The 17,687-nt window shown below is 69.8% G+C and carries 15 protein-coding genes; 9 read left to right on the top strand and 6 right to left on the bottom strand.

All coding sequences use genetic code 11. The features are described 5' to 3' along the window. Window positions 1-1,365: 1,365 nt before the first annotated feature. Together ABD256_RS43140 and ABD256_RS43135 are read right to left on the bottom strand one after the other, a co-directional pair. Complete coding sequence (locus tag ABD256_RS43140; RefSeq protein ID WP_344432030.1) at window positions 1,366-3,183, bottom strand: serine/threonine-protein kinase; 1,818 nt, start codon at window positions 3,181-3,183, stop codon at window positions 1,366-1,368. A gap of 72 nt (window positions 3,184-3,255) precedes the next feature. Continuing rightward, the gene (locus tag ABD256_RS43135) at window positions 3,256-3,783 is read right to left on the bottom strand and encodes a hypothetical protein (RefSeq protein WP_344432029.1); all 528 of its coding nucleotides are present in this window, start codon (window positions 3,781-3,783) and stop codon (window positions 3,256-3,258) included. A gap of 90 nt (window positions 3,784-3,873) precedes the next feature. Between ABD256_RS43135 and ABD256_RS43130 the strand changes: the two genes are divergently transcribed. The 5 genes from ABD256_RS43130 (at window position 3,874) to ABD256_RS43110 (ending at window position 10,495) form a co-directional block, all read left to right on the top strand. Continuing rightward, window positions 3,874-4,542, top strand: coding sequence for a hypothetical protein (locus tag ABD256_RS43130; protein ID WP_344432028.1), 669 nt, complete (start codon window positions 3,874-3,876; stop codon window positions 4,540-4,542). Window positions 4,543-4,561: 19 nt separating this feature from the next. Beyond that, window positions 4,562-6,238, top strand: a complete 1,677-nt coding sequence (locus ABD256_RS43125; protein ID WP_344432026.1) for a hypothetical protein — start codon at window positions 4,562-4,564, stop codon at window positions 6,236-6,238. After that, complete coding sequence (locus ABD256_RS43120; protein ID WP_344432024.1) at window positions 6,231-6,608, top strand: hypothetical protein; 378 nt, start codon at window positions 6,231-6,233, stop codon at window positions 6,606-6,608. Before ABD256_RS43125 ends, ABD256_RS43120 begins: the two co-directional genes overlap by 8 nt. A gap of 77 nt (window positions 6,609-6,685) precedes the next feature. Continuing rightward, window positions 6,686-8,587, top strand: a complete 1,902-nt coding sequence (locus ABD256_RS43115) for a propionyl-CoA synthetase (protein ID WP_344432034.1) — start codon at window positions 6,686-6,688, stop codon at window positions 8,585-8,587. A 300-nt stretch (window positions 8,588-8,887) separates the two neighbouring features. Further along, the gene (locus ABD256_RS43110) at window positions 8,888-10,495 is read left to right on the top strand and encodes a beta-N-acetylhexosaminidase (protein WP_344432022.1); all 1,608 of its coding nucleotides are present in this window, start codon (window positions 8,888-8,890) and stop codon (window positions 10,493-10,495) included. Window positions 10,496-10,499: 4 nt separating this feature from the next. Here the strand turns inward: ABD256_RS43110 and ABD256_RS43105 are convergent, their stop codons facing one another. Together ABD256_RS43105 and ABD256_RS43100 are read right to left on the bottom strand one after the other, a co-directional pair. Further along, window positions 10,500-11,105, bottom strand: a complete 606-nt coding sequence (locus tag ABD256_RS43105; protein WP_344432020.1) for a TetR/AcrR family transcriptional regulator — start codon at window positions 11,103-11,105, stop codon at window positions 10,500-10,502. Then, window positions 11,098-11,769, bottom strand: a complete 672-nt coding sequence (locus tag ABD256_RS43100) for an MOSC domain-containing protein (RefSeq protein WP_344432031.1) — start codon at window positions 11,767-11,769, stop codon at window positions 11,098-11,100. Before ABD256_RS43100 ends, ABD256_RS43105 begins: the two co-directional genes overlap by 8 nt. Window positions 11,770-12,182: 413 nt before the next feature. Between ABD256_RS43100 and ABD256_RS43095 the strand changes: the two genes are divergently transcribed. Continuing rightward, complete coding sequence (locus ABD256_RS43095; protein WP_344432018.1) at window positions 12,183-12,989, top strand: SGNH/GDSL hydrolase family protein; 807 nt, start codon at window positions 12,183-12,185, stop codon at window positions 12,987-12,989. Next, on the top strand, window positions 12,965-13,504 hold the full coding sequence (locus ABD256_RS43090; RefSeq protein ID WP_344432017.1) for a TetR/AcrR family transcriptional regulator: 540 nt from the start codon (window positions 12,965-12,967) through the stop codon (window positions 13,502-13,504). The genes ABD256_RS43095 and ABD256_RS43090 overlap by 25 nt, the downstream gene beginning before the upstream one ends. A gap of 31 nt (window positions 13,505-13,535) precedes the next feature. Here the strand turns inward: ABD256_RS43090 and ABD256_RS43085 are convergent, their stop codons facing one another. Further along, window positions 13,536-14,006: a nitroreductase/quinone reductase family protein gene (locus tag ABD256_RS43085; protein ID WP_344432015.1), complete on the bottom strand. Its 471-nt coding sequence runs from the start codon at window positions 14,004-14,006 to the stop codon at window positions 13,536-13,538. Continuing rightward, a complete protein-coding gene (locus tag ABD256_RS43080) occupies window positions 14,003-14,782 on the bottom strand; it encodes a glucose 1-dehydrogenase (protein ID WP_344432014.1) in 780 nt (259 codons plus the stop codon). The genes ABD256_RS43085 and ABD256_RS43080 overlap by 4 nt, the downstream gene beginning before the upstream one ends. Window positions 14,783-14,906: 124 nt before the next feature. Between ABD256_RS43080 and ABD256_RS43075 the strand changes: the two genes are divergently transcribed. Both ABD256_RS43075 and ABD256_RS43070 read left to right on the top strand, forming a co-directional pair. Beyond that, window positions 14,907-15,536, top strand: coding sequence for a TetR/AcrR family transcriptional regulator (locus tag ABD256_RS43075; protein WP_344432013.1), 630 nt, complete (start codon window positions 14,907-14,909; stop codon window positions 15,534-15,536). A gap of 182 nt (window positions 15,537-15,718) precedes the next feature. Beyond that, the gene (locus ABD256_RS43070) at window positions 15,719-17,536 is read left to right on the top strand and encodes an alpha-L-fucosidase (RefSeq protein ID WP_344432011.1); all 1,818 of its coding nucleotides are present in this window, start codon (window positions 15,719-15,721) and stop codon (window positions 17,534-17,536) included. The last annotated feature ends 151 nt before the right edge of the window (window positions 17,537-17,687 follow it).

Raw genomic sequence — 17,687 nt, 5'->3', positions numbered from 1 at the left:
CTGGCCCATCCTCAACGGCGACGCCATCACCACCGCACATTGGCAAGCCGAAATGTGGCTCCCCTCCTGGCGCTAACCCCCCTGTTTTCCCACGCGCTTTCCGCGCGCTTTCCCGCAGCTTTTTCCATGCGCTTTCCTTGTAGCGGCGGGCTTTCCCCGTAGCGGCGGGCCTTTTCCCGTAGCGGCGGGCCTTTTCCCGTAGCGGCGGGCCTTTCGCCGTGCCCTGAAGGCGACCTTCACGGCATCTGGGTCCCCGAAGGCCACCGTCAGGGCATGCGCGCGTCGATCCCGATGAGATCGGGGAGTGAGGCGCGGGTCCACCCGGAAGCCAGCCGCATGCCCTCAAGGGCGGGCGGATTCATGCCCTGAAGGGCGCCTTGAGGGAATCTGACGCCGCGATCCCGCCCCTCGCGGTGGGCGGCATGGTGCTGGTGATGCCCCGAAGGTGGCCTTCGCGGCGTCAGGTTCCCTCAAAGGCCCCTTCGGGGCATGCGCCCCGAAGCAGAGTCGGCCTGTGAAGGCCACAGCGGCGGCATGCACGCCTAGGACAGCCCCCCCTTCTCGGGGCACCAGCGCGGACACGAGAAGAGACGCAAGCTACGAAGCCCCAGCACATGCCGTCAAGGGCACCTTCAGGGAATCTGACGCCCCAATCCCGCCCCTCACCGCGCACGGCACGGCGACCCTGACGCCCCGAAGGTGGCCTTCGCGGCGTCAGATTCCCTCAAAGGCCCCTTCAGGGCATCCGCCCCGGAGCAGAGTCGGGCCCGCGAAGGCCACAACCGCGGCATGCACGCCCATGACGGCCCCCTTCTCGGGGCACCAGCGCGGACACGAGAAGAGACGCAAGCTACGAAGCCCCAGCACATGCCCTCAAGGGCACCTTCAGGGAATCTGACGCCCCAATCCCACCCCTCACCGCGCACGACACGGCGACCCTGACGCCCCGAAGGTGGCCTTCGCGGCGTCAGATTCCCTCAAAGGCCCCTTCAGGGCATCCGCCCCGGAGCAGAGTCGGGCCCGCGAAGGCCACAACCGCGGCATGCACGCCTAGGACGGACCCCCTTTCGGGGCACCAGCGCGGACACGAGAAGAGACGCAAGCTTCGAAATCCCAGCACATGCCCTCAAGGGCACCTTCAGGGAATCTGACGCCCCAATCCCACCCCTCACCGCGCACGACACGGCGACCCTGACGCCCCGAAGGTGGCCTTCGCGGCGTCAGATTCCCTCAAGGGCCCCTTCGGGGCATCACCGACGCAGCCAACCATGATCAACACCGCGATTCGGGCGCCCAGCGCCGTCATGGTGGCCATCAGGGGACAAAACCCCGGCAAGCGAAAACCCCGCAAGCGCGAAAGGGGGGTCAGCGCGGCCAGTGCTGGGTGGGCTTGCGGTACCGCGTGGGCGCCTCGCCGGAGGGCGGCGGGGCCGGTGGCCGTTGCGCGGGGCCCGGCGGACCCTGCCGGGGGCCGCGGCCGGGAGGGCCGTCCACGCGCCTGGTCGCCGCGTCGATCTGCGGGATCGCGCGCGTCAGCGGGCCTTCCGGCGACTTCCCCGAGCGCGCGAGCCAGCCTTCGACCTCGCGGCGCACCGCGTTCAGCGTCGGGCGGCGGCGCGGGTCGTTGTCCAGTGACGCGATGAGCAGGCGGTGGTGCGCGGTCCGCTGCGGCAGCTTCGACACCGGTTCCGAGCGCGCGGCGGCCATCAGCGCGGCCATCGGGGTCTCGCGGGTGCCGCGCGGCGGCTGCCCGGACAGCGCGTAGCTGACCGTCGCGGCGAGCTGCCACGCGTCCGAACCCGGGCTCGCGGGTGCGCCCGCCGCCGTTTCCGGGGCGACGAAGTCCGGGGTGCCGACCATCATGCCGGTCGCGGTGAGCGTCGAGTCGCCCTTGCTGCGGGCGATGCCGAAGTCGATGAGGTGCGCGAGCCCCTCGGGGTCGACGATCACGTTGGACGGCTTGATGTCGCGGTGCAGCACGCCCTTCTCGTGCGCGGCGGCGAGCGCGCCAGCCATGGTCGCCCACAGCCTGCCCGCGGCGATGTCGTCGAGCGCGCCCTGGGTGTCCACCACGGTCGCGAGCGCCTGGCCTTCGAGGTACTCCATCACCAGCGCGAGCCCGTCCGGCTCCTCCACCAGGTCGTAGACCCGGACGCAGTGCGGGTGGTTCACCACGGCGAGTGCGCGCGCCTCGCGCTGCATGCGCTGTTCGGTGTCCCGGTCCGGCGCGTGCGCGATCTTGAGCGCGACCGTGCGCCCGAGCTGGTTGTCCACGGCCTGCCACACGGTGCCGAACCCGCCGGCGCCGAGCTGGCGGACCCGCCGGTACCGGCTGCTGCCCGCCGCGCTGGAACCCGGCGGTACCGGCACCGGGCCGGGTACCGCGGCCAGTTCCTGCTTCGGCGGCTCGGCGAGCGCCGTCGGCGGGTTCTGCTTCGGGGGCGGTGGCGGCTGGTACGGCTCGGGTTTCGGGCGCTCCGGCGGTCGTTCCGACCGGCTGATCACCGACCACGGCGGCGGGCCGACCAGCGCGATGAGGACGACGCCCAGCAGCGTGAACGGCACGAACCCGAGCCAGAAGTGCACCGCGGTGTTCGCCTCCATCCCGCCGGAGAACACCACGAACGCGACGTAGGAGAGCCAGAAGAAGCGGCCGGGCCACTTCGGGCCGCGGCGGAAGATCGTGCGGCACTGCAACATGATGAACAGCAGGCCGAGCGCGGGGAGGCCGGCGAGCGCGCCGAGGTAGTAGAAGTAGGCGAGCTTGTCCTTTGACGGGAAGAACACCGCCTCGAACACGTTGCGCCCGCCGCCGAGGTAGGTCTTCTGGTCGCCGATGAACCCGCAGAAGTCCTTGCCGAGGCTTTGCAGCTCGGACCCCGAAAGCCCGCCGGTACCGCCGGCGAACGCGGCGCGGTAGGTGCTCGAAACCCCGTTCGCCAGCAGCCACGGGAACACCAGCACCGCGAGGAGCGCGATGACCCCGATGACGGCGAGCGTGGTCGGGTCGTACCGGTTCCCGACCCACTTCCGCATGATCGCCACGACGACGCCGCCCGCGATCGGGAACAGCGCGATCAGCGCGCCCGCCGTGCTGGTGGCCCATACCCAGTCGCCGAAGCAGATGCCGGGTCCGAAGATCTGGTGCGCAAGGGACAGCAACCCGCTCGCGAAGGTGTCCACGGCCTGCCCCTCTCCTGTGTCAGCCGACCCGTTACTACCGAACCACAGTACGTCCGCGGGCCGTAAGTCAGGTCACGGCTTCGGGACCCAGATGAGCGGAGCAACGCGTTCCGCTTCGACGCGCCAGCGTTCGCGCCGGTGGGCCAGCACGACCACGCCCAGCGCGACGCTGCTGACCACGGCCGCGGCCACCACGAGGGGGATCGATTCCCCGAGCGCCGCGAGCACGGCGACGAGCAGGCCGCCGAGCACCGCGAGCAGCCCGAGGCCCGCTGCCCGCGCCTGGTGCGCCCAGGTCCAGCCGCGCCCCGCCGACACTTCGGCGAGCAGTTCGCGAGCCGCGGCGTTGAGCTGGTCGTCGTCGACCTGGAGCTGCAGGATCCGCGTGGCCGCGTGCTCGCACACCCGCAGCTGGTTCGCGCTGGTGATGACGGGGCGCTGTTCCCTGGTCAAACTGCGCACGTCCCACGCCAGCGCGACGAGCGCGTTCGCCAGCCGCAGCCGGATGCCCGCGTCCTCGGGAGCGGCCCGAAGATCATCCTCGAGTACCAGCACGATCCGTTCCGCTTCACTCGCTGTGGCACCGCGTTCGACATCCATGGGCGATCTCCCGAAAACGGTCATCCGGCGTGGGATGCCATGCTACTGTGGGTGCCCGTTTCCGCACGAGCTGCCAGTGGGAGGCCCGCGATGCCAGCCGGCGGGAGCCAGCTCAGCACGCCCAAGCTCGCACTCGCCATCGCGGCGGTAAACCTGGTGGTCTGCGGCGCGATCGGCACGGCCGTGCTCCTCGTGTCCACAAAGGACGAAGGCGGTACCGGGCTCGCGGCGCCGAGCGCATCGCTCACGGTCGAAAGCACCGCACAGCGCGAAATGCCGGCCAGCGCCCCGTCATCGCCGGGCAGCACCGGAAGCCCGACGTCCTCCTCGTCGGCGAATGCGCCCGTCACCGGCCCCGGCGGCATCGCCACGGTGCTCCCCGGCGGCTGGACCGCGCAGCCGAAGGACCAGTACACCGCCGAGGCCCACGATCCGGCCGACACCACCAGGTTCGTGCGCTTCGGCGTTTCCGCGCCGAGCCCCGCCGCGATCATGACGTTGCACGCCGCGGGCGAAAAGGACTTCATCCGGCGGTACCCGAGTTACACGCGGATCCGGATGGACCAGACCCCGGTGCGCGGGCACGACGGGCTCGTGTGGGAATTCGGGTACACCGCGGCCGAAGGGCAGCGGCACGTCCGCGTGCACTACTGGCGCGTGAGCGGCACCGAATACCTCGTCTACGCCTCTTCGAAAGCGGAGCAGTGGACGTCGACGGAACCAATCCTGAACGCGATGCTCGACCACTCCACTCCGTGAAGGCGGCTGCGCAGCTCTCATGACGACCGACGACACCACCCGCTATCTTTGCGCCGCGTCCCATCTCGATCGCGACTACGCGGACGAAGCGATCCGCGAGTTCCTGGTCGAACCGACGCGTCCGATCCCGCCGTCACCAGGATTCGACTCGGCGAGCGTGCTCATGGAGGCCGTCGCCGCGCGGACGCGCCGGAAGCTGCGGGACGGCGCGCTCGCCGTGCTGATGGCGATCTTCCTCTACTGCCTGTGGAACACCGTGGTGATGTGGGTGTGGGTCGGGCTCGCCCTGCTGCTGTGCCTGCGCCGGGTCTGGACGAACGGGGGGCCGCCGCGGAAGGTCCTGCACCGCGTCGGCGCGCTGCTGCTGGTCGTCGGCCTGTTGTACCTGGTGTCCGCCTTCTTCAACCGAACCATCCTGACCTCCCTGTTCGGCTCGTCGTCGAGCCGGAGCCGTCGCAGCGGCTACACCGCTTTCGACGTCGAGTCCCTCGACCTGTGGTTCGGGCTGAGCGCGCTCGCCCTCGCGCTGGCCGTGCTCGTCGTCGACCGGGTCGTGGTGTGGCACCTGCTCACCCGCAGGTTCGGCCGGATGTCGAGGAACCAGCCTCGGCCCGATCCGTTGCTGGAGGAGCGCCCGCTGCGTTCGTGGAGCCCGCCGTCGTTCGTGCGGGAGGTCGCACGGCATCAGGCACACGCGAACCTGCCCGCCGAGTACGACGGCGTCGCACAGCTCGTGGTGCACCGCGGGTACCTGCCGTTCGTCGGCTCGGGACGCGTGCGCGAACCGTGGTCGATGGTGCTGCCGCTGGAGCCTGGCGAGAAACCCGGAGAGGTCACCGAGCTGACCACCACCTCGTTCTACCGGCGCGTCCGGGAGCAGATGACCGTGCTGCAGGGGAGCACGGGCCTGGCACCGGGCATGCGCCTGCGCGAGCTGAAGATCATCGACGCGGTGTTCGCGTCGTCCTCGGAGCTGATCGACCACCTGAACGAGCCTGCCGCGGTCGCTTATCTGTCCAGTTTGGACAGTCCACCGAACCCGTTCCTGCCACCGCAGGAGGTCGAGCAGCTCCGCACGCTGCCACGGGAATGGTCGCGCTACTACCTGTGCTTCCAGCTGGAGACCTGGGACCGCGACCTGGTGCTGACGACGTACCTGCACGCGGCCGTCGACGACAGCACGCTCTATCTCGAATGGACACCTTGCGTGCTGACCCCGGTCGCCCCCGAATACCAGTCGATCGACAAGCTCAGCCGCAGCACCGCGCGGGCGTGGGGGCAGGCGTTCGGGCGGTGGCTGCGGCTGCCGGTCACGGTCTTCGGCAGGCTCCGGCACGCGCTGCGGCTGATCCGCCCGCTGCCGGCCGATCCCGGCATGCTCGACGCCGACCGCTTCGGCTCGCTGCGCACGCTGCGGGAGATGGCCGCCGCGCCGGACGTGCTCGAGTACTTCCAGCTCCTCGACGTGGTGCGCTACGAGAAGATCCTGCACAGCAGGCTGATCCCGGCGATCAGCCAGGTGCTGCGCGAGTCCGGGTACTCGGCCGCCCGGTTCGAGCGGCGCGCGGCGCAGGTCGTCAACCAGGTCAACATCCACGGCGCGAACTACGGCGCGTTCACCGTCGGCGGCCAGGTCGAGGGCGCGCTGAGCGGCGCGACCGTGCCCTCGGCGGAGGAGGAGAAAACCCATGAGTGACAAGGTCGAAATCGGCGGCGACAACTACGGCGCGTTCACCGTCGGCGGCAAAGTCAAGGGCGCGATGAGCGGCGCGACGGTCACCTCGGGCACCGGCAACACCGTCACGACGGCGACGGACCTGGTCGCGCTGCTGGACCGGCTGCGCGCCGAAGTGGCGGCGGCGCGGCCCGCGAAGCAGGAAGTCATCGACGACAGCCTCGCGGATCTCGCCTCGGACGCGGAGAACCTGCGTGCGGGCAAGGAGGTCAGCGCCGAGGTCGCGCGGTCGCGGTGGGCGAAGGCGAAGGGCCTGCTCGCCGGGGTCGCGCAGGTGACCGAGATCGTCGCGAAGATCGGCGAGCACGTGCAGAAGCTGTTCGCGAGCTGAGCGAAACGCGCCGTCAGCGTTCATCATGGGCCATCATGAAGGTCGTTGGCACCCGGCGCGAGGAGGCGGCGAATTCGATGGTCGTGGTGAACGGTGGCACCGGCGCCTACACCGAGGCGTTCGAGCGCAGTGTGTCCGAACGGGACTCGTTCTGGCTGGCAGCGGCCGAGGCGATCGACTGGACGCGACGGCCGTCGCGCGCGCTCGACGACGCGAACGCGCCGCTGTACCGCTGGTTCGGAGACGGTGAGCTGAACACCGCCTACAACGCGCTCGACCGGCACGTCGAAAACGGCCGCGGCGAGCAGCCCGCGCTGATCTGGGACTCGCCGGTCACCGGGAGCAAGCGAACCTACACCTACGGCGAACTGCGAGACGAGGTCGCGAAGTTCGCCGGCGCGCTGACCTCGCTCGGCGTCGGCAAGGGCGACCGGGTGATCATCTACCTGCCGATGGTGCCCGAAGCGGTGATCGCGATGCTGGGCTGCGCGCGGATCGGCGCGGTGCACTCGGTGGTGTTCGGCGGGTTCGCGCCGAAGGAACTGGCTGCCAGGATCGAAGACGCGAGGCCGAAGGTGATCGTGGCCGCCTCGTGCGGCGTCGAGCCGACGCGGGTCGTCGAGTACCTGCCGATCATCGACGCGGCGCTGGCGTCGACGGCGCACCAGCCGGACAAGGTCGTGGTGCTGCAACGCGAAGCGGCGCGCGCCGAACTGGGCCCGCGCGACGTCGACTGGCAGGAGCTGGTCGAGGGCGCCACCCCGGCCGATCCGGTGCCGGTGGCCGCGACGGACCCGCTGTACGTGCTCTACACCTCGGGCACCACCGGCAAGCCGAAGGGCGTGGTACGGGACACCGGCGGCCACGCGGTCGCGCTGGCGTGGTCGATGGGCGCGGTCTACGACGTCCACCCCGGCGACGTCTGGTGGACCGCCTCGGACGTCGGCTGGGTCGTCGGGCACAGCTACATCGTGTACGCGCCGCTGCTGATCGGCGCGACAACCGTGCTGTACGAAGGAAAACCGGTCGGCACGCCGGACGCGGGCGCGTTCTGGCGGGTACTCGCCGAGCACCGGGTGCGCAAGTTGTTCACCGCGCCGACGGCGCTGCGCGCGATCAAGAAGGCCGACCCGGACGCGGCCGAGCTGGCGAAGTACGACCTGGCGGCGTTCGACACCCTGTTCATGGCAGGCGAGCGCCTCGACCCGGAAACCTACGAGTGGGCGCACGCCAAGCTGGGCACCCCGGTGATCGACCACTGGTGGCAGACCGAAACCGGCTGGCCGATCTCGGCGAACCTCCGCGGCCTCGACCCGATGCCGGTGAAACCCGGTTCGTCGACGGTGCCGGTACCCGGCTGGGACGTCCGCGTCCTCGGGCAGTCCGGCGAAGAGCTGCCCGCGGGGCAGGAGGGCGCGATCGCGATCAAGCTCCCGCTGCCACCCGGTTCGCTGCCGACCCTGTGGGGCGACGACGACCGGTACGTCGAGGCCTACCTTTCGCGGTACGAGGGCTACTACCTCACCGGCGACTCCGGTTACCGCGACGAGGACGGCTACCTGTTCGTCATGGGCCGCACCGACGACGTGATCAACGTGGCAGGCCACCGCCTGTCCACCGGCTCGATGGAGGCGGTGCTCGCGGCCCATCCCGCAGTCGCCGAATGCGCGGTGATCGGGGTCAGGGACCAGCTCAAGGGGCAGCTCCCGCGCGGCCTCGTGGTCCTGAAGTCCGGAGTGGACATCGACGAGGAAACCCTGACCGCCGAACTGGTCGCCGCCGTGCGCCGCGACATCGGCCCGGTCGCCGCCTTCCGCGATGTGTCCATTGTGGACGCACTGCCGAAGACGCGGTCGGGCAAGATCCTGCGCAAGACCATGCGCGGCATCGCCGACGGCAGGGACGAACCGGTCCCCTCCACCATCGAAGACCCCGGCGTGCTGGACGCACTGCGCGCCGTGCTGCGCCACGACACCTGATCCCGGGCGATTTTCCCGCCCCGAAGGTGCCCTTCGGGGACCGCACAAGGCAATCGCCCCTGTCGCGCGGCGAGCTACTCGCGGCTGGATGTCAAACCCGGTGACGGAATGGCGAGAGATTCCCGCGCAGTTCGCATGCCCGTGAACAACGCACCGCGCCCACGGCGGACGAAACACTCGGTGCCCGTTCGCGCACCGTCCGTTCATCGACGGAGGTCTTAATCCGATTGGGCGTTGTGACTTGCTCCACATTGGTCTATACCTTTACGGACTCTCCTCTTCCCTGACCGGAGGTGCTCCGTGAGGAAGCGCTTGTCCACAACCGGCCTGCTGGGCACGGCGGTGCTGAGCCTGGTCGCGCTCGGCATGGCCGCGCCCGCGTCCGCCGACACCGCACAGCCGTCCACCGCGCAGGTCGCGCGGCAGGACGTCCAGCGGCAGGTCACCGACGTGATCCCCGCCCCCGTCGAAGCCAAGGCCGACCCGAAGTCGGACTTCTGGCTGTCGCCACTGACCGTGATCCGTGCCGACAAGGGCGCGGCGAAGGTCGCCGACTACCTCCGCGGCCTGATCCGGCCCGCGACCGGCTACCCGCTGCCCGTGCTCTCGTCGAGCTACGGCCTGCCCGCGATCTCGCTCGAACTCGGCCACGCCGACAAGCGGGTCGGCACCGAGGGCTACCAGCTCAAGGTGGCCAAGAACGGCGTGACGCTGAAGGCCAACACCGACACCGGCCTCTTCGAGGGCGTGCAGTCGCTGCGCCAGCTCTTCCCGTCCACTGTCGACAAGAAGACCTTCCAGCTACAGGGCTGGAAGGTCTCCGGCGGCACGATCCTGGACTACCCGCGGTTCGGCTACCGGAGCGCGATGCTCGACGTGGCGCGGCACTTCTTCAAGCCGGACCAGGTCAAGGCCTACATCGACCAGATCGCCCAGTACAAGATCAACAACCTGCACCTGCACCTCGCCGACGACCAGGGCTGGCGCATCGAGATCAAGAGCTGGCCGCGGCTGGCCACCTTCGGTGGCCAAGGCGCGGTCAACGGCGACCCCGGTGGCTACTACACGCAGGAGCAGTACTCCGACATCGTGCGGTACGCCGCCTCGCGGCACATCACGATCGTGCCCGAGATCGACATGCCGGGGCACACCAACGCGGCGCAGGCCTCCTACGCGGAGCTGAACTGCGACGGTGTGGCGCCGCCGATGCGCACCGACATCGAGGTCGGCTACAGCTCGCTGTGCATCGGCAAGGACATCACCTACAAGTTCGTCGAGGACGTCATCCGCGAACTGGCGGCGATCACGCCGGGCAAGTACCTCAACATCGGCGGCGACGAGGCGCACTCGACCTCGCCCGCCGACTACAACACCTTCTACCAGAAGGTTTCCCCGCTGGTCGGCAAGTACGGCAAGCTGATCACCGGCTGGCACGACATCGCCAAGACGAACCCGCCCACCTCGGCGCTGCCGCAGTACTGGGACACCAAGGGCACCAACCCGGACGTCGTCGCGGCTGCCGCGCGGGGCAACAAGATCCTGTTCTCGCCTGCCAACAAGGCGTACCTGGACATGATGTACAACCCGCAGAGCCCGCTCGGCCTGCACTGGGCGGGGTACGTCGAGGTGAAGGACTCCTACGACTGGGATCCGAGCACGTTCCTGCAAGGCGTTTCGGAGAACCAGATCGCCGGTGTCGAAGCTCCATTGTGGTCCGAGACGCTGGTGAAGAGCGAGCACATCGAGTACATGGCGTTCCCGAGGCTGCCCGGCATCGCCGAGATCGGCTGGTCGCCCAAGGCGTCCCACAACTGGGACGGCTACCGCGAACGGCTCGCGAAGCAGGGTCCGCGCTGGACCGCGCAGGGCATCGATTTCTACCGGTCACCCCAGGTCGACTGGAAGTGATCGGTTAGGCCGCCGCCTCGGCCAGGCGGCGGCGCATGGCCTCGGCGGCCAGCCGGTACGGGCGCGATCCCCCGTGCAGCACCGAATCGGCATTCGCGGCAAGACCGAGGGCATGGAGTTCGAAGGAAAGCTGGGCCACCCCGCTCCCCGAGGCGAGGTGGCCCAGCTTTTCCGCTTCGCGCAGGGTTTCCTCGATGAGCCCGGCGAACCGGCCGCTCACCTCGACGACCGCGTCGTGCACGCGCCCGGTGCGGGCGTCGTACTCGGCCGCGGTGTGGAAGAAGAAGCACCCGCCGGGAAAGATCCGGCGTTCCGAATAGGACAGCCAGTTCTCGCACAGCGCGCGCACTCGCGGCAGGCCGGGCGGCGCCGCCAGCGACGGGTCCACCACGTGTTCGGTGAACACCGCCGACGCCGCGCCGACCGTGGCGAGCTGAAGGTCCTCTTTGGACCCGAAGAGCGCGAACACGCCGCTCTTGCTCAACTTCAGGTCGGTGGCGATCCTGCCGAGCGACAGCCCGTCGAGCCCTTCGACGGACGCGACGCCGACGGCGTGGGCCAGCACCGCCCGCCGGGTCGCCTCGCCGCGGAGCACCCGCCCGTCAGGCAAAGCGCGCCACCTTGGCGCGGAGGCCGTGCCCGTACTGCCGCGCCAGCGCAGGCGTGCTCACGACCCGCTCGGCGAGCCGGAGGAACGCGTCGCGGCGATCCGCCGGGAGGCGCGCCGGGTTCGCGAACGAGACGAGGTAGGTCTCCTGGACGGTGGGCGCGTTCTCGTCGCGTTCCTCGAGCGCCATCACGCCCGAGGTGGGCACGGTGCCTTCGCGCAGCACGCGCAGGTACCAGCCGCTGCGGCCGGAATCGATCATCGCGGGCGCGATGTCCTTGCGCCCGGTCTTCATCGCGAGCTTGAAGCACGGCGTCCGCGGCTGGCTGACCTGCACGAGCGCGCCGCCCCATGCCCACACGTCACCGATGCGGACGGTGGCTTCGTCGGCGCCCGCCGTCGACACGTTCTCGCCGAAGCCCGCGACCGAGACGTCGAAGTCCTCGGCCGCCCACGCCGGGTAGTGCTCGGCGGGGTAGACGTAAACCGCTTTGTCGACCCCGCCGTGCACCGTCCGGTCGGCCTGGTCGTCACCGTCGAGGTTGATCTCGCCCAGTGCGACCTCGGCCGCGCCCACCGGGGACTTCGTGATCCCGCTGAGCACCTCTTCGCGCCCGTGGACCCCGAGCACGCTCGGCGTCCCGACATACACACCTTCGACCCGCAGCTCTGTCACAAGGTGATTTTAGCACGACCGTTCGTACAACTACTTGCCGTCCAGCTCGGCGACCTCCTCGTCGGTCGGAGGCGGGAGCGGATCAGGAAGCGCACGCCCGCCCGCGTCGCGCCGAAGCTGGCGCCGCGGTTCCTCACCGGCGGCGATCCGGTGGCCACTGTGGACAGTAATGAGATCCCCATTACCTTGTGACACGCGGAAATACTGACCCTGCTCGCGATGCGCGAATCGCTGACCGCACTCGTCCGGCGCGTGGTGCCCGGCGGCGATCCCCGGCTCGCCGCCGCGCGCACCCACCTGGCTCAGCTCGAAGCCTGACCCATCCGTCACCTCGGAGTGGACACCGTCAACCTCGGTTTGCTAGACAGTGTCCACAAGGTGAATTCAGGGTTACGGGGACGGGAATGGCATACCACCGATTCGTCGCGGTCGGCGACAGCTGCGCGGAAGGGCTGGACGATCCGCATCCCGGCGGCGGGGTGTACCGCGGCTGGGCCGATCTCGTCGCGGGCAGGCTGGCCGCCGACGCGCCCGACCTCGAATACGCCAATCTCGCCGTCCGCGGCCGCAGGCTCGACCAGATCACCGCCGAGCAGCTCCCGTCGGTGGCCGGGCTCGAACCCGATCTCGTCGCGCTGTTCGGCGGCGGCAACGACGTGATGACCCGCGGCTGGAACGCGGCCACCGTCGCCGCGCGCGTGGACAGGGCCGTGGCCGTGCTGACCGCCGCGGCACCCGAGGTGGTCGTGTTCACCATCAGCGACGTCTCGTCGAGGATGCCGATGGGCACCCGCATGCGGCCGCGGCTGGTGGCGCTCAACGACGCGATCCGCACCGCCGCGAGCAGGCACGGCGCGCTGCTCGTCGACCTGTGGCCCGATCCCGCCGCCGCCGATCTCCGCTACTTCGGCCCCGACCGGCTGCACCTCGGCGAGCACGGGCACCGCAGGCTCGCCGCGCACCTGCTGGACCGCATCGGCGTGCCCTACGACGAAACCTGGCTGACCCCGCTGCCCGGCGAGCCGGCCAAGCCGAGCCTGCTGTCCACAGTGGACTGGGTGCGGCGCGAGGTGCTGCCGGTGGCGCTCACCAGGATGCGCAACCGGATGATCGGCCGCTCGCCAGGCGACGGCTTCCTGCCCAAACGGCCGCACCCGCTGCCGGTGTCCGCGAGCGACCTCATCCCGTGCCCGATCTCCAGCACCGCCTGATCGCCACCGCCACCGCGCTGCTCGCCGAGGAGGGCGTGGAAGCCGTGACGCTGCGGCGGATCGCGAAGGACAGCGGCGTGTCCCACAGCGCGCCGCTGCGGCACTTCTCCGGCCGCGCCCAGCTCCTTTCCGCCGTCGCCGCCGAGGGGTTCGCCGCGCTCGGCGGCGGCCCGCTCCCGGACGGGACTCCGCACGAGCGGCTGCTGGCCGCGTGCCGCGCATATGTCGCGTTCGCGCTCGAAAACCCCGCGCTGTTCGAGCTGATGTTCCGGCACGACCTCGTCGACACCGCCGAACCGCGGCTCGCCGCCGCCGCCGGCGCGGTGTTCTCCCGGTTCGGCGCGCTGGTCGCCGCCGCGCAAGCCACCGGCTGGCGCGATGACGCCACCGAGGACGCCCTTGCCGCTTCGCTGTGGGCCGCGCTGCACGGACTCGCCGGACTCCGGCTGTGGAACGGCGTGTCCACGGATCTCGGCCAGGCGCTGGCCGTGACGCTCGGCGCCTACCTCGCCTGATCGCGAACCGGTCATCTGCGGGGATCCGCGATCACGGGCGATCGCGGAAGCTGATGCGCATCAGCCGGCTGTCGGCCCAGTCTTCGAGCCGAGTCGGCCGGATGGTGCCGGGGTCGTGGGGCTGGTTGAGATCCGCCACGATCTCCGCCAGCACGGCCTGGCGTTCGGCCGGGTCGGTGACCGGCGTGGCCCGTGCGGGCAGATCCGCACTGATCCCGTTCTTGAGGTGGAAGGTGAAGCTGGGATTGGCGAGCAGGTTCGCATGCCAGTCGGTCGCGGCACCGCCCGCGCCGCTGCACAGGTAAGTGGTGCCCGCGGCCCGGTAGAAGAAGATCTCGATGCGGCGTGCCCGGCCGGTACGGCGCCCCAGCGTCGTGATGTCGATGATCCGTTCTCCAGTGCCCGCGGCGGGGGTGATCTCGATGGCTCGTCGAATGCGCTCGGGCAGGTCCGGCGAAGACGCGTCCCGTGCGTTCGACCCGGTCGTGTCCGGGGTGCTCATGCGGTCTCGGCCTGAAGGGCGGGGCCGAGGAGGAGTCCACCGTCGATGACGTACTCCGATCCCGTGATGAACGGCGCGTCCGAGGACGTGAGGAACAGCAGAAGACGGCTGACGTCGGCAGGCTCCCCGAGCCGGGGGATGGCGAACGGCTCGGGTGAGTAGAACTCGGCGATTGCCGCCGTGGCGCCGGCCGCGGGTTCGTGGATGAAGGGGGTCGCGATCACGCCGGGGTGGATGGCGTTCACCCGGATCTGGTCGCGGCCGAGTTCGAGTGCGGCCGTTCGGGTGAGTCCTCGCATGGCCCACTTGCTGGCGACGTACGGCGCGTAGTGAGCCGTACCGCCAAGGCCCATGGTCGAGGCGACGTTGACGATGGCTCCCCCCGCCGCGCGGCGCAGCGCGGGGGCCGCGACCTTGATGCCGAGGAAGGTCCCGGTGAGGTTGACGTCGAGGATGCGCGACCACGTGGCCCGCTCCGTGTCTTCGATGGGCGCCGGCGGATTCTGCACGCCCGCGTTGTTGACGAGCACGTTCAGTGCGCCGAAGGCGCTCTCGGCGGCCAGCACGGCGGCGGACCACGAGCTCTCGTCGGTGACGTCAAGGCGGGCGAAGCGAGCGCGGGTCCCGAGCTCGGCGGCGAGAGCGGCGCCGCGTTCCGCGTCGATGCCGCCGATCACCACGTTCGCTCCCTCCGCGTGAAAGGCGCGCACGTGGCTCGAGCCCTGGCCGCCGGCGCCGCCGGTCACGAGCACGGTCTGGTTGTCGAAACGGGGCATCGGATGTTCCTTGGGCACTTGGGCACTTGGGTGCGATCGATGGTGAGTCGATCGACTCACCACTCACTCGACACTAGGGCGGCGGCAATGGCGAGTCAAGCCACTCACCTCGTATGCTCGGCCCATGAACAGGGCCGTGACGACGTATCACCAGCGCGTCGCCAAGGAGAAGCGCGCGCTGATCGTGACGGCCGCGACCGCACTGTTTCTCGAGCTGGGCTACGACCGGACGTCGCTGGCGCGGATCGCGGAGCGCTCCGGCGTTTCGCGGGCCACCTTGTTCAAGCAGTTTCCGAGCAAAGCCGCCCTGTTCGACGCCATCGTGACCGAGTCGTGGTCGACCGCCGACGAGGTGGCCCCTCCACCGGCGGGCAACGTCGTCGACGGGCTCGGCATCATCGGTCGCCGTTACGCCGAGCTGCTGGGCCGTGCCCAGATGACCGACCTGTTCAGGATCGTCATCGCCGAGCTGCCGCGGTTCCCCGAGCTGGCCCATGCGCAGTTCTCGCAGGGGAAGATGCCCTACTTCGAGTCGGTGCGCGGTTACCTCCTGGCCGAGCACGAGGCCGGAACGGTGCGGGTCGAGGACGTGGACCTGGCAGCCACCCAGTTCCTCGGCATGATCTCCAACTACGTCTTCTGGCCGGCGCTCCTGGTGCCGGGCTGGGAGGTGAGCGCCGAACGCGTCGCCCAGGTAGTCGACGAGGCCGTCCGCACCATCGCCGCCCGGTACGCCACGACCGCCAACGACTGAGGCCGTCGGCACCAGGGGTTCCCCACGGTCGGCGACTGCTCCCAAGAACGAAGTATAGATCTGATCTATCGTCGTTACATTCCGGTTTTTATCGACATTGACCCCTCGATCGTCGGTTTACATCGGATCTTTCGGTCGCTAATGTCGCCCCTCGTCGAGCACACCTCACCGAGGAGGCGTCCGTGACCTTCCGCCGCTCCGCCGTCCGCTCCCTGCTGGGCATGGTCGCCGTGGCGACCCTGCTCGGCGGCGTCCCCGCCACCGCGGCGCCGCCCCCGTCCACTGGCCCCGGCACCAACTTCGCTCCCGACGACCCGTTCACCGCCGCGCGCACCCAGTGGTGGCGCGACGACCGCTTCGGCATGTTCATCCACTTCGGCGCCTACTCGAACCTGCAGGGCGAGTACCAACGCCCCGACGGCAGCGTCTGCCGGGACGCCGAGTGGATCCAGCGCAGCTGCGAGATTCCCAAGGCGGAGTACGAAAAGCAGGCCGCCACCTTCAACCCCGCCGGTTTCGACGCGGACGCGATCGCGCGCACCGCGAAGGACGCGGGCCAGAAGTACGTCGTGCTCACCGCGAAGCACCACGAGGGCTACGCGATGTGGCCGACGAAGGTCAACGACTGGAACCTGCGCGACCACTCGTCGTTCGACAAGAACCGCGACATCCTCGCCGAACTGGCGAAGGCCACCCGCAAGCGGGACGTCGCGCTCGGCTTCTACTACTCCATCTGGGACTGGCACGACCCCGACTTCGCGAACCCCGCGACCTTCCCGCGCTACAAGGAGCGGATGTACGCGCAGCTGAAGGAACTCGTCGACAACTACCACCCGAAGGTGCTGTGGTTCGACGGCGAATGGAGCGCGGACAAGCCGGACAACCCGTGGTCCGAACGGGACGGTCAGGAGCTGGAAGCCTACGTCCGCGGCCTCGACCCCGGCATCGTGCTCAACAACCGGGTCGGCAAGCGCCGGGTGGTCGACGGCGACACCGGCACACCGGAGCAGGAGATCCCGGACAAGCCGGTGGCCGGGCAGCTGTGGGAATCGTGCATGACGATCAATGGTAGCTGGGGTTTCGCGGAATGGGACCACAACTGGAAGCCGCCGTCCGCGCTGACCCGCAACCTGACCTCGATCGCCAGCCGCGGCGGGAACTACCTGCTCAACGTCGGCCCCGACCGGACCGGCCGGATCCCGCAGGAGTCGGTGGACCGGCTGCACCAGGTCGGCGCGTGGCTGCGCACCGCGGGGCAGGGCAACGCCGTGTACGGTGCGGGCGCGCCCGGCATCGTCGCGGAACCCGGCTGGGGTGTGGTGAGCCGTAAGGGAAACCGGCTCTACGCGTCGGTCTACCAGTGGCCCGCGCCGGGGAAGTCCCTTGACCTGAAAGCACTTTCGCCGTTCCGTGTCACCGGCGCGCGCGTGCTCGGCAGCGGGCAGCGAGTGGCGGTCGCGCAGGACGGCACCGGCGTACGCCTGACACCGAGCGGGAAACCGGCCAACGACATCGCGACCGTGCTCGAACTCGACGTGGCGACCCCGCCCTTGGCCAAGCCAGGCCACGGCGACGGGCTCACCGCGCGGTTCTGGCCGAACTCCGCGTTCACCGGCGACCCGGCCGTCACCAGGGTCGACCGCGGGGTGAACTACAACTGGAAGTTCGACGGCTCCCCCGCGGCGGCGATCCCCGCCGAAAGCTTCTCGTCGCGGTGGACGGGTGCGGTGGTACCGCGCGAATCCGGGCCGATCACGTTCACCACCGTCTCCGACGACACGGTGCGGCTGTGGGTCGACGGCAAGCTCGTCATCGACCACACCACCCCGCACGGCCCCGCCGTCGACACCGGCACCGTCTCGCTCGTCGCGGGCAGGAAGTACGCGATCACACTGGAACAAGCGGAAAACGGCGGCGAGGCTTCGATGAAGCTGCTGTGGTCCGGCCCGAACACACCGCAGCAGATCGTGCCCGCGAGCCAGCTCTACACGCGCGGGTGACCTGCTCGCGGGCTTGACGCCCCTGACGGTCACCTCCACGGCACTGAGTGCCGTGAAGGATGCTCCTATAGAGGCCGAGGTGAGGTCCGCTGCGCATGCCCTGAAGGTGCCCTTGAGGGAATCTGACGCCGCGAAGGTCACCTTCAGGGCA

The organism is Amycolatopsis minnesotensis, from assembly GCF_039529815.1.
GTDB classification, from domain to species: domain Bacteria; phylum Actinomycetota; class Actinomycetes; order Mycobacteriales; family Pseudonocardiaceae; genus Amycolatopsis; species Amycolatopsis minnesotensis.
This window is presented reverse-complemented; position numbering and strand designations above follow the sequence as displayed.